This is a genomic window from Haematomicrobium sanguinis DSM 21259, from assembly GCF_000688395.1.
Classification (GTDB): domain Bacteria; phylum Actinomycetota; class Actinomycetes; order Actinomycetales; family Micrococcaceae; genus Haematomicrobium; species Haematomicrobium sanguinis.
Map to the genome: position 1 here is coordinate 254,797 of NZ_JIAG01000002.1, position 23,465 is coordinate 278,261.

Here is a 23,465-nt window from a genome sequence, read left to right on the forward strand (position 1 = left end):
CGAAAGCACTTAACCAGGAGACATCATGTTGTACTCGCAGACTACTGCCGAAGCGAAGCGCAAGGATCTTCGCGCCAAGCTCGCTTCCGGAACCATCCAACGATTCCCGGGTGCGCTCAACCCGCTGTCCGCCAAACTCATTGAGGACAAGGGCTTTGACGGGATCTACATTTCCGGCGCGGTCCTTGCCGCGGACCTTGGCCTCCCGGACATCGGCCTGACCACCCTCACCGAGGTGGCGACCCGGGCCGGACAGATCGCGCGGATGAGCGAACTGCCCGCCCTGGTCGACGCCGACACCGGTTTCGGCGAACCCATGAACGTGGCCCGCACCATCCAAGAATTGGAAAACGCGGGACTGGCCGGGGCGCACATCGAGGACCAAATCAACCCGAAACGCTGCGGACACCTGGATGGCAAGGCCGTGGTGGACATGGACACCGCCGCCAAGCGCATCCGCGCCGCCGTCGAGGGCCGCCGCGACGAGAACTTCCTCATCATGGCCCGCACCGACATTCGCGCCGTTGACGGCCTGGCCGCCGCCAAGGACCGCGCCCGCGCCCTGGTGGACGCCGGGGCGGACGCGATCTTCCCCGAGGCCATGGCCACCCTGGAAGAATTTGCCGCAATCCGTGAAGCGGTGGACGTGCCGATCCTGGCGAACATGACCGAGTTCGGCAAGAGCGAGCTCTTCACCGTGGACCAACTGGACTCGGTCGGCGTGAACATGGTGATCTACCCGGTGACGCTGTTGCGCATCGCGATGGGGGCCGTGGAAGCCGGCCTGGACACGATCAACGCGCAGGGCACCCAGGGCGATCTCGTGGAATCGATGCAGACCCGTGCGCGTTTGTATGAGCTAGTGGACTATGAGAACTACAACAGTTTCGACAATTCCGTGTTTAATTTCCAAGTACCGGGTACACACCGCTGAGAGCTCAGCCGCACCATCCGCACACAGCAAGGAAGCTTAATGACTGACAGCACAGACATCCGCAAGGGACTCGCAGGCGTGGTCGTGGATACGACCGCCATTTCCAAGGTCAATTCCGAGACGAACTCGTTGCTCTACTACGGCTACCCGGTGCAAGACTTGGCCGCCAAGTGCAGCTTTGAACAGGTCGCCTACCTGCTTTGGCACGGCGACCTTCCCACCGAGGACCAGCTCGCCGAATTCACCCGCAACGAGCGCAGCCAGCGCGCCCTGCCGGACAATCTAAAGTCCGTCATTGACTCGCTTCCCACCACGTCCCATCCCATGGACGTGGTGCGCACCGCCGTCAGCGTGCTGGGCGCGAACCACCCCAAGGCCGAGGACAGCAGCCGCGAAGCGAACCTGGACAAGGCGCTGTCCCTGCTTGCCGTAACCCCCGCGGTGATCGCGTATGACCAGCGCCGACGCCGCGGCCAAGACCTGATCGAACCGCGCGAAGACTTGGACTACTCCAGCAACTTCCTGTGGATGACCTTCGGCGAGGAACCAGCCAAAGAGGTCGTCGACGCGTTCAACGTCTCGATGATCCTCTACGCCGAGCACTCCTTCAACGCCTCCACCTTCACCGGCCGCGTCATCACCTCGACGCTCGCCGACCTGCACTCGGCCATTACCGGCGCCATTGGCGCACTCAAGGGCCCGCTTCACGGCGGGGCCAACGAAGCGGTCATGCATACCTTTGAGGAAATTACGACGGCGGCGGGAGACTCCGCGGATCCGGGCGCCTTGGCTGCCGAGGCAGAAAAATGGTTGGACAAGGCTCTCGCCGAGAAGCGGAAGATCATGGGCTTTGGGCACCGCGTCTACAAAAACGGCGACTCCCGCGTTCCCACCATGAAGGGCGCGCTGGATGCCATGGTCGAGTACTACGACCGGCCGGACATGCTCGCCCTTTACGACGCACTGGAGTCCGGAATGGGCGAGGCGAAAAACATTAAGCCAAACCTGGACTACCCCGCGGGACCGACCTATCACCTGATTGGCTTTGACACCCTGACCTTCACGCCGCTCTTTGTAGCCGCCCGCATTTCGGGATGGGCCGCACACATCATGGAGCAAAACGAGAACAACGCGCTCATCCGTCCGCTGAGCGAATACGTGGGCCCCGAACAGCGCGACGTTCCCTAAGTGAGAATTCCCAGCTTCTAGGACAAGACCGTGGGCCGGCCCCGAAGTTCGGGGTCGGCCCACAGTCTTTTTAAACTCAACGGCTCTTTGGCCGCTGGGTTGTGCTGGCTATGCAGCACGCATACTCAGCAAGACCTTCAACACCTGTTCTCCCTGGTAGCTGGAGAGCCAGTCGGAAGCCGCCGCCCGGGACTCGAACGGCATACCTTCACCGCCGGGCGCGGTGACCACGTTGCCGGTCGAGGCCCAGTTGCTGTAACCGGCTTCATCGATGTTGAACGCGTTAATGATGCCGCACGTCGGAGTGCCGTTGGCGGACAGGCGAGCCTCCAGGCGACCCAAACTTCCCACATAACCCTCGGCGCTCTTGAACAGGTTCAATTGAATCCGGTCTTTGCCTTGGGCAGCGGGTATGTCGAGGAGAGTGACCGGCTCTTCTCCAGCCGGGCACGGTCCGACACCGATCGGACCGACGCGACCAACATTGAGTACTGTGTCGCCCTTAGGCGTCACCAGCGTGACATCGCCCTCATTGGTGCCAGGTTCTGCTCCCCAGCGGGCACTCATGTCAAAGGCGATTCCCTTGACCGAGGTCACTTCTTGGGTGGGTTCTTCATAGCCTGGCGCGTATGTTGCGGCTTCACCGATCAGGGCTGGTCGAAGCGAAACGTCGAGACCGGCCTTGGTGAAATGCTCATCCATCACGGCGTTCAACTCGTCATTGCTGATTCCGGGGTTCGTCTTGGCGAGTTGATCCCAGGTCGGGACAAGATTTTTGAGGTCAAAACTCGCGCTCCCGTCGGAGAAGCGCTGTCCAATGTAGAAGTTGTCGCCAACCGCGCCTTCGGTCCCCGAGGACAAGATAGCGGCAAGGCTTGCCCGCACTGCGACCCACTGGGTGCTGTTTTGGTCCGTGACGCATCCGAACTCCTGCATGAGATCCGCCCGTTCGTCTCCGGGAACGCGCACCGGACTTCCGTTATCTGTATAGCGTGCGCTGGTGATGCGGCAGTCAACCGCCGGGTCCGCGCCCGCTGACCCGGATTGCGCTGTCCCCTGCTGTTGCGCTGTGGGCTGAGGCTGTGCGGACTGATTGACCGCATTCACCGCTGCGGGCGCGCTGACGGCGAGGGCTGCCAGCGCGACCGTGGCCGCGGACAGTCGGGAGACGGTAGTAAGTGTGCTGCTCTTGGTGCGTGACACGTTGATCACTCCTTGAGATCTTCTCCGGTATCTGTACTAGAGCAATTGCTCACCGGTGCCGTTGTGGCCCGGCTCACTAGGTACATTTCCCGCTGCGCCGCACTGGTTACGCACCCGCGTCAAAAACGTGGTCAATCCCCTCATTGTCCCGAGCCATGGTGATGGTCAGGTCTACCGTGTCGCCTGTGGCAATGCGCGGAACCCAGTGCTCTGCGTCCTGCCACATGCGATCGAGGGGAAGGCGATCGAGGGCAAACCACTCGGGTACCAGTTCCTCCGACTCTTCCGGCGTGCCGTGCCACGTCTCTGCGGTGAAAAGCCAGGTATCCATATTCCATTCCGCAAGATTGGGAAAACGGAAACGGATGATCCCTGCGGGACGCAAATCACCCTCGCGGACCAGCACGCCGGCCTCCTCGCTCATTTCACGTACCGCCGCCGCGCTCGGGGTCTCCCCCGCCTCGATATGGCCGCCGACCCCCACAAACTTGCCCGCCCCGAAGCTCGTTTTCTTGAGCCCCAGCAAAACGCGAGGCACGGCAGGTGTGGAGGCATCGCCGTCGTTGTTCAGGGAGTGATCGATGAGGAAAAGCAGCGCGATCTTCCGCGGCGCCAACGCGCTCATTGGGCGGGGCCGCTGGGCTCCTGGCTACGGATTGCCATGAGCCAGGAAAGAAACTCGTCGCCATTGATGAACTCGTGGATGCTGTCCATCGAGTCGAACTCGAGCACGCGGCCCGGCGCGCCGGCGAGGTCGCCGTTGGCCGGGAGGAACGGGCTCGTGCCGGAAAAGTAGGAGACCCCGTTGAGCTGCATGCCCATGTCGATGGAGCAGGCCGTGCCTTGATTGGGCACCTGAGTGTCCAGGGAAACAAGCCCGATTCCCGCGTAGAACGGCGCTTCGGTGTAGGCCCAGACCACTACTTGCGCATTGTTTTCACCGTAAATCGGGTTCGGCCCGACCCACGTGGGCGCGGCATACACCGTGGTGAACGGACGCGCGTCGGCGGGATCGCACGGGGTTGGGGTGATCGCATCGCCAACGGCCGCGCGGAATTCGCCCTCCGCGTTCACAATGTTTTCGGCCGAAGCATCCGGTGTCTGCTCGTAGCGCCAACCGGTGGGGAACGTGCCCTGGAATCGGCCGTCAAGGCTGGTCGACTTCTCGGGGTTGAACTGCGGGAATGCCGCGCGGCCCGGGTCGCTCGGCAATAGCTCGGCGCGCAACCCCTCGGGGTAACCCGCTTGGGCAAAGCGCTCATCCATGACGGTGGCAAAGTCGCCATCTTGGCCCTCAAGATATATGAGTATGTTTCGCGCGGGGTCTAGCTGCGTCCACTGTCCGTCGACGCGCTGGAACATCTGGTAAAAGGCGTTGCCCCCATCTGCTTGCAGAGCCGCAATGAGCGCGTTGGACGAGACCGCGATCGCGTATTCTGGCGTGCACCCGACAACCGTGTACAGCCACGGGCTGGAGTTGATGAGCTCGGTGATTCCCGGATTGAGATCGACATTCGGTGGCGCAAGGTTTGCGCCGGAGAGGTCGCATTCGGCGGCGTTGGCGGCCGGAGTCACACCAGGTGTGGGAGTCATTTTGAGAATGCTTGAGTTCGCTGTGCCCGGGGTTTCTGTGCCCGGGGTTTCTGTGCCCTGGGTTTCTGTGTTCTGGGCCGTTCCGTCTGTCGGTTCTTGCGTTGCCCCGCCCGTTGTTGCCGGCGGGCTGCTACTTTCGCCCGGGAGCGGCTCTCGATTGCCAAGGTTCATGCCGATCACGATGGCGGCCACAATCGCGGCCGCTGCCACAATGGCGCCCACGGCCTGCCAGACGCGTCGGCGTTGCGGGAACGGGCGGACGCTGTCGGGGTCTTGTGGGCCTTCCGGATCTTGGCGCTCCGCGGTGGCTGGTTCTAGGCGTTCAGATTCTGGGCGTTCAGGTTCTGGGCGTTCAGGTTCTGGGCGCTGCGCGGAGGCCTCCTGGCTGAGGAAGTCCAGGTTTGCGCTAAAGGCGAGGTTCTCCGGTGTCTGCTGTTTGAGCGGATCCACGCTCTTGATCGCATCCCGAATCGGGTCTATTTGGGCGCTCATGCCTGCTCACCCCCTTCGCTGAGGGAGCCGAGTTCTCGTTCAAAAGCGGTGCGCGCTGCGGCGAGTTGAGCTGCAATGGCATCCGGTTGTTCTCCGGTGAGCTGCGCGATCTCGACCGTCGTGAGGTCGTCCCACATGGACATTTGTAGCAGTTCGCGTTCCTCTGGGTTCAGGCGCGCCAGCGCGAGCGCCGCCGGTGGTGTCGAAGCGGTACCGTTGCGGCCAGGCTGGGTTTCCAGCTGCGTTTTCAGTTGCGCGGGGCTGGCGGCCCGTTGCCCGTGTTGCCCGTGTTGCCCGCAGGTAAGGCGGTACGCGGGGGCAAGAAACGCGACCAGGGATAGGGCGTCGCCCGGTTGCGCGGTTTGCCGGGCGCGCGACGATTCCGCTCCCGCGCGATAGTCCTGCCAGGCGTTCTGGATCGCCGTGTTGGCAAGCTCCGCTGCCTGATTCATGTTCTGAACGCGCCGCGCAATGAAATCAAAAACTCGTTGTTGATAGGTGCGGGCGGCCCTGCTGAAGGCTTCGGTGCTCTCCGAAGTGAGACCGGGATGCGTCATTGGCCTTGCTCACTTTCTGCGGTCGGGGCTGCGCTGTCGCTTGGAGTGGTGGTGGGCGTGGCCCCGGTTGCCCGTACCGTCCGCAATACTGCGAGGTCTGTGGCGAACTCGGGACTGCGCACGAATTCCTTGGCAGATTCGAGGTCATCAAATGCGATGGTGTTGGGCGCCGGGTCCGCACTGGAAACGCTCGGTGTGGTTCCTACCTGAACGGGCTGCCCGTCAACGGTTGCGGTGAAGGGAATGTCGCACGTGGTCCCTTTGAGTGGGCTGCCCGGTTGCACTACACCGTATCCGGCGTAAAACGGTTCCGAGGTGTACACACGCAAGGATGCGAAGAGGTCCGGTGAGGTCGGCGTTGCTCCAACACCCGGGGCGTCAACGAGGGAAAGGAAGGGCCTCTGCTCCGACGGGCAGGTCGCGGGATCCGCGGTGTCTTGCACGCTGCTCAGGGCGAAGCGGAAATTGCTGCGCTGGTCCACCACGGCACCGCCCGGTGATCCGTTCCAGGTGATGACGGACCACCCATCGGGGACGTCCACAGTCAGCGTCCCATCAAGACTCTGAACGGTCTTCGTCAGGTTGTCGGAGGGCTTGCCTTCGCTGAGCCCGGTGCCGGGAATCGGTTCTTCCCCCAATAGCTCGGGGCGCAACTCTACCGGCAGACCGGCTGCTGCCAATTGTGCGTCCATGGCGTCGGGGTAATTCGTGCCGTCCTCGGCAACGGGCTGCACTTGCGGGATGATGCCCTCCTGCTCGGGAATGTTCCATCCGGAGCTTGTTTTGGCGGCGTAGAGCAGACGCGGAGATTCCCAGGGCTCGTCGTCAAGGACCTCGTAATAGGTGGGGCTCGGGTAGAGCATCGCGTAGTTCTCGGTGCAGCCGACCACCGTAACTAACCAGGGGTAGGTTCCGATCGTGCTGTTCGGTTCCCCGCCTATGGTTTGGGTGGCACCGCTCATATCGCAATCCATCGCGTTGCGGGCCTCGGGTACCGCGTTCCTGGTGTATTCGATGGTCCGCAGAAGCTCCGTAGGAGTTGGGGTTGCGCTTGGGGCGGTGCTGGTCGGTCGACTCGTCGCTGTGCTTGCCTCCGCATCGGGGTCGCCGCGAAAGTAGTTCACGGCAAAAATGATGCCGCCGGTAATGCTGCCGCAGATGAGTAGCGCGAGCACCGAGAGCCACGGGCTCCCCCGGCGCTCTCCGGGCGCCAACGGAGTTTCGCGTTGCGGTTGCGGTGCGTCGGTATTGCTCACTCGGTGTCTTTCCTTGAGGTGGTTCTGGGCGTGCGGGTCACGGCTCAACGGACCCTAAGAAGTCTATTGGACTTGCATTAAGGTCAGCATGGTCAGCAGACTGTCGAATTCGGGGGATCTCAAGTATTTTTCCACGCTGGCACGGTCCTCGAATTGGAAGACGTTGATGGGCAATTGCATCGTGTCCGGGGAGGTAGACATGACTTGGAAAGCATTGGATGCGATGAACGTGCCTCCTGTAGCCGGGTTCGTTCCGGCCACGTAGAACATGCAGGATTGTCCGGAGTCCCGGTCGGTCTCCAGCCTGTCGATTCCTATCGACACCCGGTAAGGACCGTCGGTGAAGGCGCGCACCACGATCCGGGCATTGGCGGGGGCGGGCGAATCAAAGGCACCGTTGATGGTGATGGGTGCGGAGTACAGGGTCTCAAAAGTTCCCGACGGGCCGTCCGGCGCGCAGGCACCCCCTAGTTGCGCGTTTGTCCCCAAGACGATCCGCGTTCCACCTTCCGCGTTGACCACCGCACCGGATGGGGCACCGTCTTGCTGTTGCAGCGACCAGCCGGGCGGAATGGGTACCCGGAAAGCTCCGTCCGGGGTCGTGACGTAGTTGCCGGTACCCGCGGCCGCTCCATCGCCGATAAAGGTGGCCGGACCCTGTTCGTTGCCGACGAATTGTTCACGAAGATTGGCCGGTATCCCCATGCGCGCAAACTCTTGATCCATGTAGCCGACGTACCCGAGCTCAAAAGCGGCCTGGCTCGGATTGAAGCGGACCATCACCATGTCCGGGGTAGTGATCCACGCTCCGTCAACTTTCTGGAAAGCAAGCAGCTGTCCGTTGAGCCCTTGCGGCCGTCCCATCGCATAAAAATACGCCTGCGTGGGGTAAACCAGCGCCCACTCCTGGCTACAGCCGATCACTGTTCCCATCCAGGGGTTAGCGCCGAGAATGTTGTTCGCGCCAGACACCTTTTCTTCGACGAATGCCGTGGTAACGCCGCTCAGGTCACACTCGGATGCATTTGCCGCGGGTTGCACAAGACTGTCTTCAGGCGTCATATTTTCCGCGTCCGGGGCTGCAAGCGAGGGATTTGCGGTGGGTTCGCTAGATGGCGTTGTCGCGGCGGTCGATTCTCCCGACGGTAAGGTGTTGGTCGGCGGTGTGGCAGGCAGCGGTTGCTGGTTGAGAAAGCGGAAACCGAAATACACTGCAAGCGCCACAATAGCGGCCGCCGCCACCGCTGCGATTCCTTGCCAGATCCGCTTGCGTCGAAGAGCTCCGAGGTCGGTGACGGAGTTGTCGGGTTGCCCGAGGCGCGTCCCGCGGTCGTGAAACTCTTCGGCACCCTCTGTATCGCTCGTCCCTTCGGCGGGTGTGTTGTTGAGGAAGCTGAGATCGGCGTGGAACTCCGGCACCGCGCCCGCACGCGAAAGAGCCACCAACGGATCAACACTCTTCACCGCATCCCGAATCACATCACGATCACTCACCCAACACACCCCCTCCCAACACACCATCCGGCGCCAACCGCGCAAAAGCCTGACGAGCCCGATGCAACCGCACCTTCGCCGCCCCCACCTTCACACCCAACACCTCAGCAATCTCCGAAACCGACAAATCCTCCCAATACGCCAACAACAACACCTCACGCTCCCCCTCACGCAAGGCCCCCAACACCTCAGCCACACCCGCACGCACATCAGCAGAATCCACCCGCGAATCCACCACCCACGCCGAGCGCACCCGATCCATCAACGCCTCCCGACGCCCCGCAGACCGATACTCATTCCCCACCACATTCCGCGCAATCGCCAACAACCACGCCAACGACATCTCCGACGCCGCCACACCCTTAGACCACGCCACCCGAAACACATCATTCGTCAACTCCTCCGCCACCTCACGCGAAGACACCCGCCGCAACACAAACCCAAAAACACGACCCTGTTGACGTCTCACGACGTCGACAAAAGCGTCCTCGGCCTGTCCCAATTCCAACCTCTGTGTGTGCGAATGTTCTTCAGGTGCGAAATGAATGATGATCCTTCTGCAGACTACATTTCCACACAACGGACCAAGGTTACGGTGCTGTAAAGGTTTTTCACCCCTGCCCCGCGCCCCTGCCCCGCGCCGCGCCCGGGCGGCCCGGTAAATCTAGAGCGCGCGCGGATGCGCGGCCGCGTAGATTTCGCGCAGCGTATCGGCGGTGACCCGCGTGTAAACCTGGGTCGTTGTCACCGAGGCGTGCCCGAGCAACTCCTGCACGACCCGCACGTCCGCCCCGCCTTCGAGCAGATGCGTCGCAAAGGAGTGCCGCAGCGTGTGCGGTGACACCGAAACGGCAATTCCGGCCCGCTCGGCCGCCGTCTTTAAAATGGTCCACGCGCTTTGCCGCGAGAGCCGGGACCCGCGCGCGTTCACAAACAGCGCGGGCGTCCCCTTGCCCTTGGCAATATACGCGGGCCGCGCCCGCACCAAATAGTCCTCGAGCGCTTGCCGGGCAAAGGAGCCTACCGGCACCACGCGTTCCTTCTCACCTTTACCGCGAAGACGTACGACGGCGGGCCCGTCACCAACATCGCGCAGGTGCAGATCATCGACGTCGAGACTCACGGCCTCGGTGATGCGCGCCCCGGTGGCGTAAAGAAATTCGAGGAGCGCCCGGTCGCGCAACCCGGTTGTGCTGGAGGCGCTTCCCGATTCCAAGAGCGCGAGCACATCCGGCACGCTCAAAGCCTTGGGCAGCCGTTGCCCGGGGATTGGCGGGTGCACGTCCACGGCCGGGTCATGTGCGGTGATCCCCTCGAGCGCCAAGAACTTGTGGAAGCCGCGCACGGAGACGATCATCCTGGCGGCGGAACGGACACTCATGGGCTTACCGAGCGCCGGATCCATCAGTGAAGCAGCCCACTGGCTGACGTGTTCGCGAGAGACGGCGGAAACGTCGTCGATCTTCAAAGAATCAATAAAGGCGACGTAGCGCTGTAAGTCTCTGCCGTAGGAGGAAAGGGTGTTCGCCGAAAGCCCGCGCTCGATCGCTAGGTGTTGCAGGTAATTTCGCGCTTGCGCGCCCACCGAGGTGGTGGATTCAAGCGCAGGAATGAGAGTGGCGGACATGGCATTTAGGATAGTGAATTTTAGGGTGTGCCGGTGGGATGTTCGGGCCAGGGCGCCCGGGATTCCCGCAAATTTTCAAAACGCGACTCGGCGGCGAGCTTGGCCGCCATGGCCCCGATGATCAGCGCCGGGTTGTGGAATTTTCCGCCCAACACCCCTGCAACCACCTCATCCAGCGGCAACCACGCCTGGAGCATTTCCGATTCCTCGTCTTCCCGGGCGAAGCGCTCCGCCTCGGGGACCTCAGACAGACCGCGTGCCAAGTACACCCGCACGGCTTCGCTCGTGGAGCCGGGGCTCCAGTACCCGTCAACCAGCACGTCCCACGTGTCCGCTCTTAGGTCCGCTTCCTCGTGGAGTTCGCGCTGTGCCGCTTCCAACATGTTTTCACCCTCGACATCCAAGAGCCCGGCGGGAATTTCCCACAGGTTCATCTTCACCGGGTGCCGGTATTGGCGTAGCAGGAGCACTTCGTCGGCGTCGTTGAGCGCCAGGACGGCGACCGCACCGGGGTGGCTGATGTAGTCGCGGGTGATGGGTTCGCTCTCCGGGTCCAGCCGGAAGGAATCGGTGATGACGTTCCATATGCGGCCGCGGTAATCCACGGCGCTGGATACGACCTCGCGCGTCGAGGCGGCGTCTTCGATGCCTTCCGGCCGCTCCGGGTGGGCAGCCATGGCTACTTCGAGGCCTTTTGGTGCTCCAGCGCCGCGTCGATGAGCCCAACAAACAGCGGGTTCGGCCGGGTGGGGCGCGAGCTCAGTTCCGGGTGCGCCTGCGTGCCCACATAGTAGGGGTGCACCTCGGCGGGGAGCTCCACGTTTTCCACGAGGTTTCCGTCCGGGCTCAGTCCCGCGAAAACCAGTCCGGCGTCGGCCAGTTGGTCGCGGTACTGGTTGTTGACCTCGTAACGGTGACGGTGGCGCTCGGAGACCTCGATCGCCCCGTAGGTCTTCGCCGTCACTGTGCCGTCTTGAAGCACAGCCGGGTAGGAGCCCAGGCGCATGGTTCCGCCCATGTCCCCGTCTCCGGCAACGATGTCCATTTGCTCGGCCATGGTCGCGATGACCGGGAACGGGGTTTCCGGATCGAACTCGGAGGAGGACGCGTCCGGCATTTCGGCCTCGTTGCGCGCGTACTCGATGACCATGCATTGCATCCCAAGACACAGTCCGAGGGCAGGAAGTTTGTTCTTGCGGGCGTAGTTCAGCGCGCCGAGTTTACCTTCAAGGCCGCGGATGCCGAAGCCGCCGGGCACGCAGATCGCGTCCACGCCGGCGAGCGCCTTCTTTGCTCCAGCGGGTGTGGCGCACTCATCGGAGGGCACCCAACGAATCTTGACCTTGGTCTTGGAGGCGAAACCTCCGGCGCGCAGAGCCTCGGTCACCGACAGGTACGCATCCGGCAGGTCAATGTATTTGCCGACCAGCGCCACCTCGACCTCGGCCTTGGGGTTGTGTACTGCGTCCAGGAGCTTATTCCACTTGGTCCAGTTCACGTCCTTAAACTTCAAGTCCAACGCCTGCACAATGTAGGCGTCCAGGCCCTGGGAGTGCAGCGTGCGCGGGATGTCGTAAATGCTCGGGGCGTCGGCGGCGTTGATCACGGCGTCGGTGTCGACATCGCACATCCGGCCGATCTTTTCCCGCATCGCTTCCGGTACCTCGCGGTCGCTACGGATCACAATCGCGTCCGGCTGGATACCGATCGAGCGCAGCGCAGCGACGGAGTGCTGCGTCGGTTTCGTCTTGAGCTCCCCGGACGGCCCAATGTAGGGGACCAAGGAGACGTGCAGGAAGAAGACGTTGTCACGGCCAATGTCTTGGCGCACCTGGCGTGCGGCCTCGAGGAACGGTTGGGACTCAATATCGCCGACCGTGCCGCCGATTTCGGTAATGATCACATCCGGGGCGTTCTTCTTGCCGGTGGCTGCGGTGCGCATCCGGTTTTTGATTTCGTCGGTGATGTGCGGGATGACCTGGACCGTGTCGCCCAAATATTCGCCGCGGCGCTCCTTCGCGATGACTCGCTGGTACACCTGGCCGGTTGTGACGTTGGCCGAACCGTCGAGGGCTTCATCCAGGAACCGCTCGTAGTGTCCAATGTCGAGGTCGGTTTCTGCCCCGTCCTCGGTGACGAAAACTTCGCCGTGTTGGAAGGGGTTCATGGTCCCCGGATCCACGTTGAGATAGGGATCGAGTTTTTGCATGGTGACGGACAGGCCGCGCGAGCGGAGCAGGTGCCCCAAGCTGGACGCCGTCAGTCCTTTACCGAGAGAAGAGGCCACCCCACCGGTGACGAAGATGTGTCGGGTAGTTGGGGTCGAAGCCCGTTTTGAACGCCCGCTGAACCGTGAATTTGATCGTTGCACCACGGAACTCCAGCCTATCATCATTCCCAGATTTTTCGACCCTCGTGGGCGTATGATGCAAACCACTTATGGCCCCACTCCGAATGATTCACATGAGCACTTCACGCACCAAGACCCCGCGCATCCTTGCCGCCCTCACCGGCGTCCTCAGTGTGGCTCTCGGTGTGGGACTTGGGGAACTGCTCTCGGCATGGTTGACGCCCTCCATCTCTCCGGTCACCGCGATCGGCGGAGTCGTCATCGACAATGTGCCCCCGGGCGTCAAAGACTTCGCCATCGCGACCTTCGGCACCGCGGATAAACTCGCGCTCATCGTCGGCATGGGAATCATCATCGCGATTTTCGCCGCCGCGGCCGGCATCCTGCAGTATTCACGGCCTCCCGTCGGCGTCGCGATCATCGCCGTGTTCGGGCTCCTCGGTCTCGGGGCGAGCCTCCTCCGCCCCGGCACCACGCCGATCGCGGTCACCATGCCGCTCGTCGTGGCGCTCGTTGCCATCCTGGCTCTCCGATTCCTGGTTGCGCGGTTGCGTGCCTTCCAGCCAGCCTCCCCTCGTGATTCCACCAAGAACGACGGCGATGCCTCCTTGGCAGGATCGGCTCGCCGCACCTTTTTGGTCGGCAGTTTCGTGGCCGCCGCCGGTGCGATCGTCGCAGGGTCGGTATCCGTCGCCGTGCGTTCCTCCCGGGCCGCTTTTGACGCCGTCCGCCAGGCAATCACGCTACCGAAACCGGTCAAGGCGGCGCCGCCGGAGGTGGAGTCTCTGGAGGTTGAGGGCATTACCCCGTGGGTCGTGCCGAATAAGGACTTCTACCGCATCGACACGGCGCTGACCGTGCCAGAGGTCAATCCCGAAACCTGGGAGTTGCGGGTGACCGGGATGGTTGATCGCGAGGTCTCCATGACCTTTCAAGAATTATTAGCGAAGCCCATGGTGGAGGACTACGTCACGCTGACCTGCGTCTCCAATTACGTGGGAGGAGATTTGGTGGGCAATGCCAAATGGCTGGGTTGGCCCATCCGAGAGTTGCTCGGGCAGGCAGGGGTGCAGGACGGTGCCGATATGGTCCTTTCGCGCAGCGTCGACGGTTTCACCGCTAGCACGCCGCTCGAAATACTGACCGATAAGAACCGCAATGCGTTGATCGCTGTCGGCATGAATGGGGGGCCGCTGCCGCCCGAGCACGGCTTCCCGGCCCGCATGGTGGTGCCCGGGCTCTACGGATATGTCTCCGCCACCAAGTGGGTAACCGAGCTCAAGGTCACGACCTTTGCCCAAGACAAGGCGTACTGGTCCACGCGCGGCTACTCAGAAAGAGCGCCGATCAAGCAGTCCTCCCGAATGGACACGCCCAAGCCTGGCCAACAGGTTGCTGCGGGCGAAGTCTGGTTGGGCGGCGTGGCGTGGGCGCAACCGGTCGGAGTCAAGCAAGTCCAGGTCAAGATCGATGGCGACGACTGGAAAGACGCGACCATCGGGGACGCAACCAGCGGTGCGACCTGGGTGCAGTGGGCGCTCAAGGCGAATCTCGAATCCGGCGCGCACACCATCAAGGTGCGCTCGGTCAATCGCGATAGCGAGGTGCAGACCGGGGAGCGCGCCGATGTGGTCCCCGACGGCGCTACCGGCATCCAAAGTACCGTCATCTCCGTCACCTAAACCCTCACCCCCTCGCCGAGTCGGCACGTTTTCCGCTAATGGCGCCGCCATTAGCGGAAAACGTGCCGACTCGGCGAACCGTGCGGCGCCCGGGTACTAGGCGCGGCGGGCGGAGTCGAGGAGCTCTTGGGCGTGGGCGCGAGCCGAGTCGGAATCTTCCTGGCCCGCGAGCATGCGCGCCAGCTCGACGACGCGTTCGGAGTCTTCCAGCGCGCGCACATCGCTTTCGGTGAAACCGCCGTCGGTGCCCGAAGACTTTAAGATTCGCACATGGTTGTCGGCAAAGGCGGCGACTTGCGCCAAGTGCGTCACCACAATGACCTGCACCGACTTCGCGAGCATCGATAAACGCCGACCAATCTCGACGGCCGCCTTACCGCCCACACCGGCGTCCACCTCGTCGAAAATGAAAGTCGGAACCGGGTTCACCTCGGCCAAGACCACCTCGATTGCGAGCATCACGCGAGACAGCTCTCCCCCGGACGCGCTCTTAGCGACCGGCCGCGGGTCGGTGCCAGGGTGCGGTTGCAAGAGAAACTCCACCCGGTCGCGGCCGTGCGGACCAAGCTCATCCATTGCGGACACATCGACCGAGAATTGGGCGTCCGGCATGGCCAACTCTTGCAGTTCGGCGTCGACGCGCCCGGCCACCGAGACCGCGGCGTCCCGTCGCAGGGCCGTCAGTTGGCCGGCGAGCTCCTCCAGTTCCGCTCTTTCGCGCTCGAGCGTCGCCGCCAATTCGGCAATCGTGGACTCGTCCTGGTGGAGTTCATCCAGCCGCGCCCGGTTTGTTTCGGCCCAGCCGATCACCTCATTAATGCTGGGCGCATATTTTCGGATGAGTTTGTTCAACTCCGCGCGCCGCGTCTCCACGTGTTCGAGCAGCGCCGGTACGTCCTCGTCCAAGGACGCGCCATAACTGGCAACCTCGTTGGCCACATCGGAGAGCAACACTTCAATCTCTTGCAAGCGAGCTGCCAACTCCCCCAGCGCGGCGTCCTTGTCTGCCACCGATTCCAAGACCCGCTTTGCCGCATCCACCAGGGACGTCGCCGCATGGGATTCGGCAAAATCTCCGCCGGTCAGTGCCTCATGCGCCTGTTGCCCGGCAACCCGCAGTTCCTCGATGCTGCCCAGGCGCACCGATTCACTCTTGAGGTTGTCGTCTTCGTCCGGTTGCGGATCGATCGCATCGATTTCCTCGAGAGCCGCCTGCAACATTTCCGCTTCGCGCAGCCGCTCCCGGGCCGAGGTCACCAGTTCCGAGTGTTCTGCCTCGTGCGCCTGCCAACTCGCGTACACCTCGGCGTAGCGGGCGGACACCGCGGCCAATTCGGCGCCGGCAAAGGAATCCAGCGCCTGCCGTTGCGCGGCCGCAGATTTCAACCGCAACTGATCGTTTTGACCGTGCACCGTCACCAGAGAGGACCCAATCGCCCCGAGAACAGAAACCGGCGCGGATCGGCCCCCGGCAAACGCCCGCGATCTGCCGTCCCCGGAAACGGTACGCGCGAGAATAAGGTCGGCATCGCCGTCGTGCATTTCCACTTCGCCGCCCGCGTCTTCGGTGAGGTTCACGGCCGGGGCATCCGCTGCCACCCGCACCACCGCCTCGACGCTCGCGTTTTTGGCGTCGCGGCGCACGGTGGAGGCGTCGCTGCGCGCACCCAAAAGCAACCCGAGCGCGGTCACGACCATGGTCTTGCCCGCGCCGGTCTCCCCGGTGAACACCGTGAGCCCGGGCCCGAGCGGCACCTCGGCGGACGCGATGACGCCGAGGTTGGCGATGCGCAACTGGTCGATCATGCGCCCTCCTGCGCGCCCAACTCGGCCTTGGTGGGGCCGCGCCATCCTTGCGTGGGTAGCTCGAATTTGCGGACCAGGCGTTCGGCGAACGGGGTGTCGTTCAGGCGCACGAGCCGCACCGGCTCCGGCGAGCGGGTTACTTCCACGCGCGCGCCGGAGGGGATGTCGAAGGGGCGGCGGCCATCGCACCAGAGCACGCCGGGCGTGTCGGTGCGGTTGACGAGTTCCACCGCGAGCACCGATGTCGGCGCCACCACGAGCGGTTTCGTGAAGAGGGCGTGCGCGCTGATCGGGGTCAGCAACAGAGCCTCGACTTCGGGCCACACCACGGGGCCGCCGGCGGAAAAGGAGTACGCGGTGGAGCCGGTGGGCGTCGCCATCACGATGCCGTCGCAGCCAAAGGCGCTGATCGGGCGGGCATCCACTTCCACCGCGACCTCGAGCATGCGCTCCCGGTCGGCCTTTTCCACGGCCGCCTCGTTGAGCGCCCAGGTGTGGTAAATGAGCTGGTCCTCGAACCAGACTTTCACGTCAATACTCATGCGCTCTTCGACGGTGTAGTCGCGGGCGACCACGCGCGCAACCGTCTCGGCGAGGTCGCTGCGCTCGCTCTCGGCAAGGAAACCGACGTGCCCCAGGTTCACGCCCAACAGCGGAATACCGTGGCCGCGCACATATTCGGCGGCGCGCAGGATCGTGCCGTCGCCGCCGAGCACCATGCCGAGGTCAATGTTGCCGAGCCCTGACTTGTGGCTGCGAGCACTGTCACTGCCAGCACTGTCACTGCCCGCACTGTCGCCGTGGCTCGGCAGCGTTTCGACCGGGAAGGGGAGCTCGCCAAACGCGTTTTCCACGTCATCGAGGTCCCGGTCTCGCATGACGGGCACAATTCCCGCCGCATCTAGCGCCTTGCACGTTTGAAGCGCCGCCTTCAGCGCGTCATTGCGTCCGGTGTGCGCGAGCACAAGCACGCGCCGCGGTGACTCACTGTGCTCCTGCATTCACGCCTCTCCACGTCTCTGCGCTGTGTCTTTACGCTGTGTCAAAAATTCCGGAGGCCGCGACAGCCCGGCGCGCAGCGTCCTCTATCTCGATCTTAGGGGTACTGGCCCCGATCGCCTTTGTTATCCACAGGAAAAACTCCTGATTACCGTCCTGCCCGGCCAGCGTACTTGCCGCGATGGCGCGCACCTCGAGGCTTTCGCCGAGCGCGGAGGCGACCACGCGCGTCACCGCGTCCTTGTGGTCACCGGTGTTAATGACGACGCCGGTACTCGGCAACGCTTCCCGGCCCACCTCGAATTGTGGTTTCACCATGAGGAACATCTGGCCGCCGACTACGAGCATGGGCGCCAAGGCGGGGATCACCATGGTGAGCGAGATGAACGAGAGGTCGGCGACGATCCCGTCCACGGGCTCGGTGAGGCCGAGGTCTTCCAATGTCGCGTACCGGAGGTTCACCCCTTCGAGGTTTGTCACGCGGTCATCCTGGCGCAGTGTCGGGGCGAGTTGGTCGTGGCCGACGTCCGCGGCGATGACACTCGACGCGCCGCGCTCAAGCAGTACTTGGGTGAAGCCGCCGGTGGATGCTCCGGCGTCGAGAAACGTTTTACCCGCAACCGGGAAGTCGGGAAATGCCTCGAGCGCGCCAACGAGCTTGTATGCGGCGCGGCTCACGTAATCGGTGCCGCCGGATACCTCGATGCGGGAGCTGTTGTTCACTTTCGCTCCGGCCTTGTGCGCGGTGGCGCCATCGATGCTGACTCGCCCCTCTTTGATCAGCGCCGCCGCGTGCGAGCGGGTACGCGCGATCCCACGGTTCACGAGTTCCTGGTCGAGTCGGCTCATCCGTCCGCGTCGGTATCGAGTTCGGCGGCAAGCTCGTCGTGGACACGCTGATACAGATCGGGGTGCTCGGCAACCGGCGCCTCGGGTACCGACGCGAGGGTCTCCAGAACGGTATCGACTCCGGCATCCGCGGTCGCCACGAGTTCTTGCGGGTAGTTCGCGGGCTCCTGGGGCAGGAGCGAGCCCTGTTCCGGGTTGGCGTGGCGTTCGCTCATGGGCCCTACTTTACTGCCCGCAACTGTGGCCGGCCGTCGGTGAGCAACTCCCGCAAGTCGTTAATGATGTAGGTGGGCTTCATGTCCGCGTCCGCCTGATCGACCGCGCCCTGGCCGTGAATTCCCGTCAATACCAGAGCCGTGTCGAAGCCGGCGTTGTTGCCGCCGAGGATGTCGGTATCGAGCCGATCGCCGACCATGAGCGGGTTTTTCACACCGAGTTCTTGAGCGGCCAGATGGAAGATGACCGGCTCGGGTTTGCCTGCCACTAGCGGCACCATGCCGGTGGCCATTTCGACGGCCGCAACCAACGCCCCGTTGCCCGGGGCGATGCCTTGCGGTTGCGGGATGGTTTTATCGGTATTGGTGGCAAACCAGGACGCGCCACCCAAGATCGCAAAGGATGCTGCCGCCAAGTCTTTCCACCCCACGCTCGGGTCAAAGCCCTGGATCACCGAGCGCGGAGCAATCGTCTCTGCGTCCTGTGTGGTGAGTGGACGGTAGCCGTGGCGGCGCACCTCATCGGCCAGATAGCGGCTTCCTACCACGAGCACCGGATCGCCTGGCTGCACCTGGATTTTCAGCATCTCGGCCGCGGTTGCCGCCGAGCCAAAAATGTGGGACGCATCCGTTGCGATCCCGAAAGAGCTTAAGTGTTCGGCGACCTGCTCGGGCGAGCGCGAGGCGTTGTTCGTAATGTATGCGACGGGCAGCCCGGACGAAGCAATGTCATTGATGGTGTCCACGGCGTGCGGAATTGGGTGTGGGCCTTCATAGACCACTCCGTCCAGGTCCAGGAACAGCGCGTCATGCCCGTCGAGAATTGCCACTAGGCCTCCGGTGCATCGGTTTTCGCCTCGGGTTCTTCCCGTGGCGTGTCCTCCACCGTAGCGCCCGTCTCTGACAGTGAATTTTCTGGCACCGGCTTTTCTGGCAGCGTCTTTTCCGAGCGCGGCTTGCGTTCGGCGCGGTCCCCGCGACCACCATGCTCGTTGCGCCCGCCACGCCCGGCATCCCGCCCGCGGTCAAATTTCTTAGCCCGCTCCGAACGCTCGGGCTGCTCAGGCTTGTCATGATCGGGCACGAGGTCGATGATCTCGGGTTCCGCAAAATCGCCGATCCCGAGCGCCTCTTCGGCCCGGCGCGCTTGAAGGCGCCACGAGTCGGCCTCGTCGCCGCGACCCGCGGCCTCAAGCGCATCCGCGTACGCCGAGAACAAGCGCGGGCTGTAACTGAACGCCTTGTTCTTATCCAGGTACGGCGTCTCCAGCGCGCTCACCGCGGCCTCGAATTGCCCCAAGTCTGCCCGCGCCCCGGATTCGACCATCGACATTTCGACCTTGCCGGCGGTGTCCAGTTCGGCCACTTCGGCGCTACGGGCGATCTCCAGCGCCTTCTCCGGTTTCCCGTTGCCGCGCTCGGCGTCGGCAATGAGCGGCAGGTGTACTTGCGATCCGGAAATTCGGCGGTGCGTGCGCAGTTCGCGCAGCGCCTCGGCGTAGTGACCGGCTTGGTACGCGGCAATTCCCACGGCCTCACGCACGACGGCCAACCGTCCGCCGCGCCGGCTCGCCGCCAGGGTGTGTTGGAACGCGAGTTCAGGGTCATCCTCGATCACGCGCGCAGCCATCACGAGGTGCTTGGCCACCCACTTGGCGCTGTGATCTTCCAGGTTATTGACCTGCGCGGTGGTTACTCGGTCCAGCTCGCCGCCGGTCACGTCCTCGTCAATATCTGGGGAGCGGCCGCGGTCGGCACGGTTCGCGCTGCGCAAATCCGAGGGGTTGCGCTCGGGAACCGGCCGTGCCTCGCGCTCGGGGCGCGGGCCACGGTCCTCACGCGGACGGAAGCCACCTTCGCGCCGACCTGCCCCTTGACCCTCTCGCCGCGGCTTCCCGGCACCTTCGGTGCGCTTGCGCGCGTAAGGCGACTTATCGCCGTCGTTCTTCCGGAAAGGTTTGCGTTCGCCATCTGAAGCACGACGACGCCCCTCACCAGAGCGGTCATCGCGCCGTGGAGTTCGCCCACCGGTGCTGCGTTGCGGGCCGGAGCGGGCAGGGCGCCGGGGATTGTCGCGGGGTTCGCTGTTGTCTGCCATTGTGTTCACCGGTCCCTATTGAGCTTGTGCGCGTAGTGCGCGGTGTCTAGTCTACCGGGGCGGGCGCGGGGCTCGCGCCCATGAAGTGCGCGTAGGCGCCGAGAATGTGCGGCCAGTCGGAGTATTTACGGTACTGGTCCCAGCCTTCACTACCGGGGGCCCAGCCGCGGTGCGTCAGTGTGACCGTGGTGGCTGTCGTGGCGCCGTCTGCCGGTTCGAATTCGATGACGACCTCCGTCGGCGACTCGGGGTTCGCGCCGAGTGTCCACGCGAGTTGGATGAGCTCGGGCGGGGTGAAATCGTCGATGTTGGCCCAAACCTGGGTGGCGCCGTCCTCGGACTCTTCGGCGATTTCGGTTTCGGAGAAATACGGGTGGGACTCGTCGCCAAAATTGGTGTGCTCGTGCGGCCACCACAGGTGCAGGTACTCGGTGAAGCCTTCGAAGGCGGTGGTCTGATCCGCAGGAACCGTGGTTGTGACTACCCGGTCGGGCGGCGGCGTTGACGGGGTGCTCGCCTCGGGCGCGGGCGCGTCGGAAAAGAGCGGCTGGTCCATGTCTGTTGCCATGGATTCAGATTAGGCGATCTGGTAGGTCTCGTCACCCAGTTGAACTTCAACCCGCAACGTCCCGCCGACCGCTTCGACATAGCAGCGAAGAGTGTTCAGTTGCGTGCGTTTGATATCGCCCTGTTCGATCTTCGTCACTCGTTTCTGGTTCACCGAGAGTTCGGACGCCACATCGGATTGGGTGAGGTTGTACGCCTCACGAAGTTCGCGCAATCGGTATGCACGAACTTCGGCACGCAGTATTGACTCGAATTGCGAAATTTTCTGCGCATCGACCGGACGCCTCTGCAACAGTTCGTCAAGATTCTTCGCCCTTGTCGCCATCCCTCCACAAGATCGCTGGCAGGTTCAGCGCTGGAATTAGAGCCGAGTGGCGAATCCGCTCACCGTGATGCCGCCGGATTCGGGAACATCGGCGATCAGCTCGCTGGGGCGCCCCAAGTTCTCACCCTGATAAATCCTGACGCGCGCCGGCGGCGCCACGCGACCGATCGCCCGCAGGTACGCGCCGGTGGACGCCGCAGCCGATCCGGTCGCCGGATCCTCCAGCATCGCCCCCACGGGGAACAGGTTGCGCGCCTCAAACACCTCGACGCCGTCCTCGCCGACACCCAGGTAGCGCAGTACACTCACCGTCCCGGTCCAGTTGTTCCGGCGCATAATTTCGCTCATGGCCGCACCATCAAACGTGAACCCGTCGAAATCCTCCCGACGCGAGAGCACGATATTGGGATGCCAGTTCCCGGCAAACGCCTCCTTCGGCGGGAAACGGTCATCGATTGCGTCACGGCCAAGGCCGAGGAGCGCCAGCACCTCGGCCAGCGCCCGGTCATCGAGATCGCGCACGTGCGGCTCGACGCTGGCAAAGGACGCCTTGACCTTTCCGCCAACCCGCTCGGTGGAAATGGTGATCTCGCCGACCGGCGTCAGGAAACGGTAATCACCGGTCTCACCCGTTTCGGACAGCGAGACCGCCAGAGCCACCGTTGCGTGTCCGCAAAACGGCACCACGGCACTGGGCGAAAAATACCGCACGCGCTGGAGCCGCCCGTTGCCGCCGACATTCGGTTCGATCACAAACACGGTCTCGGCAAACCCGACGTCCGCCGCGATGCCGAGCATGCTCGCGTCGTCGAGCCCGCGCGCATCCAGCACGATCCCCGCCGGGTTACCGCCCATCCCCTCGCGGGTAAAAGCCGCGTACTTCACCACATCCATAGTGGTCCATCCTTTCGCTCGCCCCGTCTATTTGGCAACCGGAATGCCGGCCGCCGCGGGAGCGGGGGTCGGGGACGCGCCGTCGTGCATCTCTTGGGTGCGGGAAGCAATCACCATGACCACGAGCGCCAGCGCGGCAATTCCCGCGCCAATCCAGAGCGGCGCGGTGAATCCAAGTCCGACGGCGATGCCCACTCCCCCGGCCCACGCACCGAGCGCGTTGCCCAAGTTAAAGGCAGCAATATTCGCCCCGGATGCGAGGGTAGGTGCGCTTCCAGCGTGGTTCATGATCCGGCTTTGCAAGCCGGGCACGGTTCCGAATCCGAAGCCGCCCATGAGCACGAGGGCGATGATCGTGACAACTTGGGAGTGCGCGAACGCGGCGAAGGTTGCGAGTGTGAGCGCGAGGGCGGTGATAAAGAGGATGAGGGTGCGGTCAATGTTGCGGTCGGCGAGTTTGCCGCCAACCCAGTTTCCGACCACGAGTCCTGCGCCGAGAACCACAAGGAGCCACGGCACGGCGCTCGGGGCGAAGCCGCTGACCTCGGTCAGGGTGTAGGCGATGTAGGTAAAGGCGCCGAACATGCCGCCGAAGGCGAGGGCCGTGACGGTGAGCGAAAGCCAGACTTGGCCGTTGCGGAAGGCGCTCAATTCTTGCTTGAGGTGAACGGGCGCGTCGGTGGCGCGCTGAGCCGGGACGAGCGTGGCGACGCCGACGAACGCGATCACGCCGATCGCGGAAATGGCCCAGAAAGTGGAACGCCAACCGAGCTGCTGTCCGAGGAGGGTGCCAAGCGGGACGCCCAGGATGTTCGCGGCGGTGAGACCGGTGAACATGATGGCAATGGCGCCGGCTTTCTTTGCGGGCGGCACGAGCGAAGCCGCGACGACCGAACCGATGCCGAAGAAGGCGCCGTGACAGAGGGCGGCAATGATGAGGCCAATCATGGCGAGGGCGTAACTGTCCGCGAGTGCGGTGAGGACGTTGCCGATGATGAAGAGCACGATCAGGCCGAGCAGCACTTGCTTGCGCGGCAGTTTGGTGGTGGCGGCGGTGAGGCCGAGCGCGCCGACGACGACGCTGAGCGCGTAGCCGGAGATGAGCCAGCCTGCGGTGGACTCGTTGACGGCGAAGTCGGTGGCGACCTCCGGCAGCAGTCCCATAATGACGAATTCGGTGAGGCCGATGCCGAAGGCACCGATGGCCAGTGCGATGAGGCCGAGTGACATGTGTAGTTCCCTTGTAGGTGTGAGTGGGGCGTTCTGGTGTAAACTTGGAGTTAGTTGCAGACGCGGGATATTGCGTTACGGAGATTAATTGTTGCACACGCAAGTA

At 63.5% G+C, this 23,465-nt stretch carries 23 protein-coding genes; 3 read left to right on the forward strand and 20 right to left on the reverse strand.

All coding sequences use genetic code 11. From position 1 onward, the window contains the following. The first annotated feature begins 25 nt into the window (after positions 1-25). Both prpB and O148_RS0102825 read left to right on the forward strand, forming a co-directional pair. Positions 26-934, forward strand: coding sequence for a methylisocitrate lyase (prpB, locus tag O148_RS0102820; protein ID WP_026529713.1), 909 nt, complete (start codon positions 26-28; stop codon positions 932-934). 39 nt (positions 935-973) lie between these two features. Beyond that, positions 974-2,122 carry a bifunctional 2-methylcitrate synthase/citrate synthase gene (locus O148_RS0102825; protein ID WP_026529714.1) on the forward strand — a complete coding sequence of 383 codons (1,149 nt, stop codon included), beginning with the start codon at positions 974-976 and terminating at the stop codon, positions 2,120-2,122. A 108-nt stretch (positions 2,123-2,230) separates the two neighbouring features. Here the strand turns inward: O148_RS0102825 and O148_RS0102830 are convergent, their stop codons facing one another. From O148_RS0102830 to O148_RS14410, 10 genes are all read right to left on the reverse strand, one after another. Next, complete coding sequence (locus O148_RS0102830) at positions 2,231-3,325, reverse strand: hypothetical protein (protein ID WP_026529715.1); 1,095 nt, start codon at positions 3,323-3,325, stop codon at positions 2,231-2,233. A 106-nt stretch (positions 3,326-3,431) separates the two neighbouring features. Further along, positions 3,432-3,950, reverse strand: coding sequence for an 8-oxo-dGTP diphosphatase (locus O148_RS14405; protein WP_075204255.1), 519 nt, complete (start codon positions 3,948-3,950; stop codon positions 3,432-3,434). Further along, the gene (locus O148_RS0102840; protein ID WP_026529716.1) at positions 3,947-5,410 is read right to left on the reverse strand and encodes a hypothetical protein; all 1,464 of its coding nucleotides are present in this window, start codon (positions 5,408-5,410) and stop codon (positions 3,947-3,949) included. The genes O148_RS14405 and O148_RS0102840 overlap by 4 nt, the downstream gene beginning before the upstream one ends. After that, positions 5,407-5,967 carry an RNA polymerase sigma factor gene (locus O148_RS0102845; protein ID WP_026529717.1) on the reverse strand — a complete coding sequence of 187 codons (561 nt, stop codon included), beginning with the start codon at positions 5,965-5,967 and terminating at the stop codon, positions 5,407-5,409. Before O148_RS0102845 ends, O148_RS0102840 begins: the two co-directional genes overlap by 4 nt. Then, positions 5,964-7,223, reverse strand: a complete 1,260-nt coding sequence (locus O148_RS0102850) for a hypothetical protein (RefSeq protein WP_026529718.1) — start codon at positions 7,221-7,223, stop codon at positions 5,964-5,966. Before O148_RS0102850 ends, O148_RS0102845 begins: the two co-directional genes overlap by 4 nt. A 63-nt stretch (positions 7,224-7,286) precedes the next feature. Next, positions 7,287-8,717 (reverse strand): hypothetical protein, encoded by a 1,431-nt coding sequence (locus tag O148_RS0102855; protein WP_026529719.1) that lies wholly within the window; start codon positions 8,715-8,717, stop codon positions 7,287-7,289. Next, positions 8,710-9,225, reverse strand: a complete 516-nt coding sequence (locus tag O148_RS0102860; RefSeq protein ID WP_026529720.1) for an RNA polymerase sigma factor — start codon at positions 9,223-9,225, stop codon at positions 8,710-8,712. The genes O148_RS0102855 and O148_RS0102860 overlap by 8 nt, the downstream gene beginning before the upstream one ends. Positions 9,226-9,381: 156 nt before the next feature. Continuing rightward, positions 9,382-10,344: a site-specific tyrosine recombinase XerD gene (gene xerD, locus O148_RS0102865; RefSeq protein WP_051619746.1), complete on the reverse strand. Its 963-nt coding sequence runs from the start codon at positions 10,342-10,344 to the stop codon at positions 9,382-9,384. Between the two features lie 20 nt (positions 10,345-10,364). Continuing rightward, positions 10,365-11,021 carry an NUDIX domain-containing protein gene (locus O148_RS0102870; RefSeq protein ID WP_026529722.1) on the reverse strand — a complete coding sequence of 219 codons (657 nt, stop codon included), beginning with the start codon at positions 11,019-11,021 and terminating at the stop codon, positions 10,365-10,367. A 2-nt stretch (positions 11,022-11,023) separates the two neighbouring features. Beyond that, positions 11,024-12,736 (reverse strand): CTP synthase, encoded by a 1,713-nt coding sequence (locus tag O148_RS14410; RefSeq protein ID WP_035744527.1) that lies wholly within the window; start codon positions 12,734-12,736, stop codon positions 11,024-11,026. A 71-nt stretch (positions 12,737-12,807) separates the two neighbouring features. On the opposite strand from O148_RS14410, the gene O148_RS0102880 reads away from it, so the two are divergent. Beyond that, the gene (locus tag O148_RS0102880) at positions 12,808-14,376 is read left to right on the forward strand and encodes a molybdopterin-dependent oxidoreductase (RefSeq protein ID WP_026529723.1); all 1,569 of its coding nucleotides are present in this window, start codon (positions 12,808-12,810) and stop codon (positions 14,374-14,376) included. 96 nt (positions 14,377-14,472) lie between these two features. Here the strand turns inward: O148_RS0102880 and recN are convergent, their stop codons facing one another. From recN to O148_RS0102930, 10 genes are read right to left on the reverse strand one after another with little or no spacing between them, the layout of a single operon-like run. Next, positions 14,473-16,182 (reverse strand): DNA repair protein RecN, encoded by a 1,710-nt coding sequence (gene recN, locus O148_RS0102885; RefSeq protein ID WP_026529724.1) that lies wholly within the window; start codon positions 16,180-16,182, stop codon positions 14,473-14,475. Next, on the reverse strand, positions 16,179-17,183 hold the full coding sequence (locus O148_RS14415; RefSeq protein ID WP_035744529.1) for an NAD kinase: 1,005 nt from the start codon (positions 17,181-17,183) through the stop codon (positions 16,179-16,181). The genes recN and O148_RS14415 overlap by 4 nt, the downstream gene beginning before the upstream one ends. Before the next feature lie 31 nt (positions 17,184-17,214). Then, on the reverse strand, positions 17,215-18,030 hold the full coding sequence (locus O148_RS0102895) for a TlyA family RNA methyltransferase (protein ID WP_026529725.1): 816 nt from the start codon (positions 18,028-18,030) through the stop codon (positions 17,215-17,217). Beyond that, entirely contained in the window at positions 18,027-18,245 is a 219-nt protein-coding gene (locus tag O148_RS14420) for a hypothetical protein (RefSeq protein WP_035744531.1), read from the reverse strand. Before O148_RS14420 ends, O148_RS0102895 begins: the two co-directional genes overlap by 4 nt. Positions 18,246-18,250: 5 nt before the next feature. Next, a complete protein-coding gene (locus O148_RS14425) occupies positions 18,251-19,075 on the reverse strand; it encodes an HAD-IIA family hydrolase (protein WP_051619748.1) in 825 nt (274 codons plus the stop codon). Further along, complete coding sequence (locus O148_RS17965) at positions 19,075-20,343, reverse strand: hypothetical protein (protein WP_240470775.1); 1,269 nt, start codon at positions 20,341-20,343, stop codon at positions 19,075-19,077. Before O148_RS17965 ends, O148_RS14425 begins: the two co-directional genes overlap by 1 nt. A gap of 46 nt (positions 20,344-20,389) precedes the next feature. After that, positions 20,390-20,911 (reverse strand): SRPBCC domain-containing protein, encoded by a 522-nt coding sequence (locus O148_RS16905; RefSeq protein WP_157374469.1) that lies wholly within the window; start codon positions 20,909-20,911, stop codon positions 20,390-20,392. A 9-nt stretch (positions 20,912-20,920) separates the two neighbouring features. Then, a complete protein-coding gene (locus O148_RS0102920) occupies positions 20,921-21,235 on the reverse strand; it encodes an XRE family transcriptional regulator (RefSeq protein WP_026529726.1) in 315 nt (104 codons plus the stop codon). A 36-nt stretch (positions 21,236-21,271) separates the two neighbouring features. Beyond that, positions 21,272-22,129: a PhzF family phenazine biosynthesis protein gene (locus O148_RS0102925; protein ID WP_026529727.1), complete on the reverse strand. Its 858-nt coding sequence runs from the start codon at positions 22,127-22,129 to the stop codon at positions 21,272-21,274. Between the two features lie 27 nt (positions 22,130-22,156). After that, entirely contained in the window at positions 22,157-23,359 is a 1,203-nt protein-coding gene (locus tag O148_RS0102930) for an MFS transporter (protein WP_026529728.1), read from the reverse strand. Positions 23,360-23,465 lie beyond the last annotated feature (106 nt).

Excerpts from the sequence above, each read along its gene's own strand:
- O148_RS16905 (WP_157374469.1), bottom strand. The coding sequence starts at position 20,911 with ATGGCAACAGACATGGACCAGCCGCTCTTTTCCGACGCGCCCGCGCCC.
- O148_RS0102920 (WP_026529726.1), bottom strand. The coding sequence starts at position 21,235 with ATGGCGACAAGGGCGAAGAATCTTGACGAACTGTTGCAGAGGCGTCCG.
- O148_RS14420 (WP_035744531.1), bottom strand. The coding sequence starts at position 18,245 with ATGAGCGAACGCCACGCCAACCCGGAACAGGGCTCGCTCCTGCCCCAG.
- O148_RS14410 (WP_035744527.1), bottom strand. The coding sequence starts at position 12,736 with ATGATAGGCTGGAGTTCCGTGGTGCAACGATCAAATTCACGGTTCAGC.
- O148_RS17965 (WP_240470775.1), bottom strand. The coding sequence starts at position 20,343 with ATGGCAGACAACAGCGAACCCCGCGACAATCCCCGGCGCCCTGCCCGC.
- O148_RS0102825 (WP_026529714.1), top strand. The coding sequence starts at position 974 with ATGACTGACAGCACAGACATCCGCAAGGGACTCGCAGGCGTGGTCGTG.
- xerD (WP_051619746.1), bottom strand. The coding sequence starts at position 10,344 with ATGTCCGCCACTCTCATTCCTGCGCTTGAATCCACCACCTCGGTGGGC.
- O148_RS0102930 (WP_026529728.1), bottom strand. The coding sequence starts at position 23,359 with ATGTCACTCGGCCTCATCGCACTGGCCATCGGTGCCTTCGGCATCGGC.
- O148_RS0102840 (WP_026529716.1), bottom strand. The coding sequence starts at position 5,410 with ATGAGCGCCCAAATAGACCCGATTCGGGATGCGATCAAGAGCGTGGAT.
- prpB (WP_026529713.1), top strand. The coding sequence starts at position 26 with ATGTTGTACTCGCAGACTACTGCCGAAGCGAAGCGCAAGGATCTTCGC.
- O148_RS0102895 (WP_026529725.1), bottom strand. The coding sequence starts at position 18,030 with ATGAGCCGACTCGACCAGGAACTCGTGAACCGTGGGATCGCGCGTACC.
- O148_RS0102880 (WP_026529723.1), top strand. The coding sequence starts at position 12,808 with ATGAGCACTTCACGCACCAAGACCCCGCGCATCCTTGCCGCCCTCACC.
- recN (WP_026529724.1), bottom strand. The coding sequence starts at position 16,182 with ATGATCGACCAGTTGCGCATCGCCAACCTCGGCGTCATCGCGTCCGCC.
- O148_RS0102925 (WP_026529727.1), bottom strand. The coding sequence starts at position 22,129 with ATGGATGTGGTGAAGTACGCGGCTTTTACCCGCGAGGGGATGGGCGGT.
- O148_RS14415 (WP_035744529.1), bottom strand. The coding sequence starts at position 17,183 with ATGCAGGAGCACAGTGAGTCACCGCGGCGCGTGCTTGTGCTCGCGCAC.
- O148_RS0102845 (WP_026529717.1), bottom strand. The coding sequence starts at position 5,967 with ATGACGCATCCCGGTCTCACTTCGGAGAGCACCGAAGCCTTCAGCAGG.
- O148_RS0102870 (WP_026529722.1), bottom strand. The coding sequence starts at position 11,021 with ATGGCTGCCCACCCGGAGCGGCCGGAAGGCATCGAAGACGCCGCCTCG.
- O148_RS14405 (WP_075204255.1), bottom strand. The coding sequence starts at position 3,950 with ATGAGCGCGTTGGCGCCGCGGAAGATCGCGCTGCTTTTCCTCATCGAT.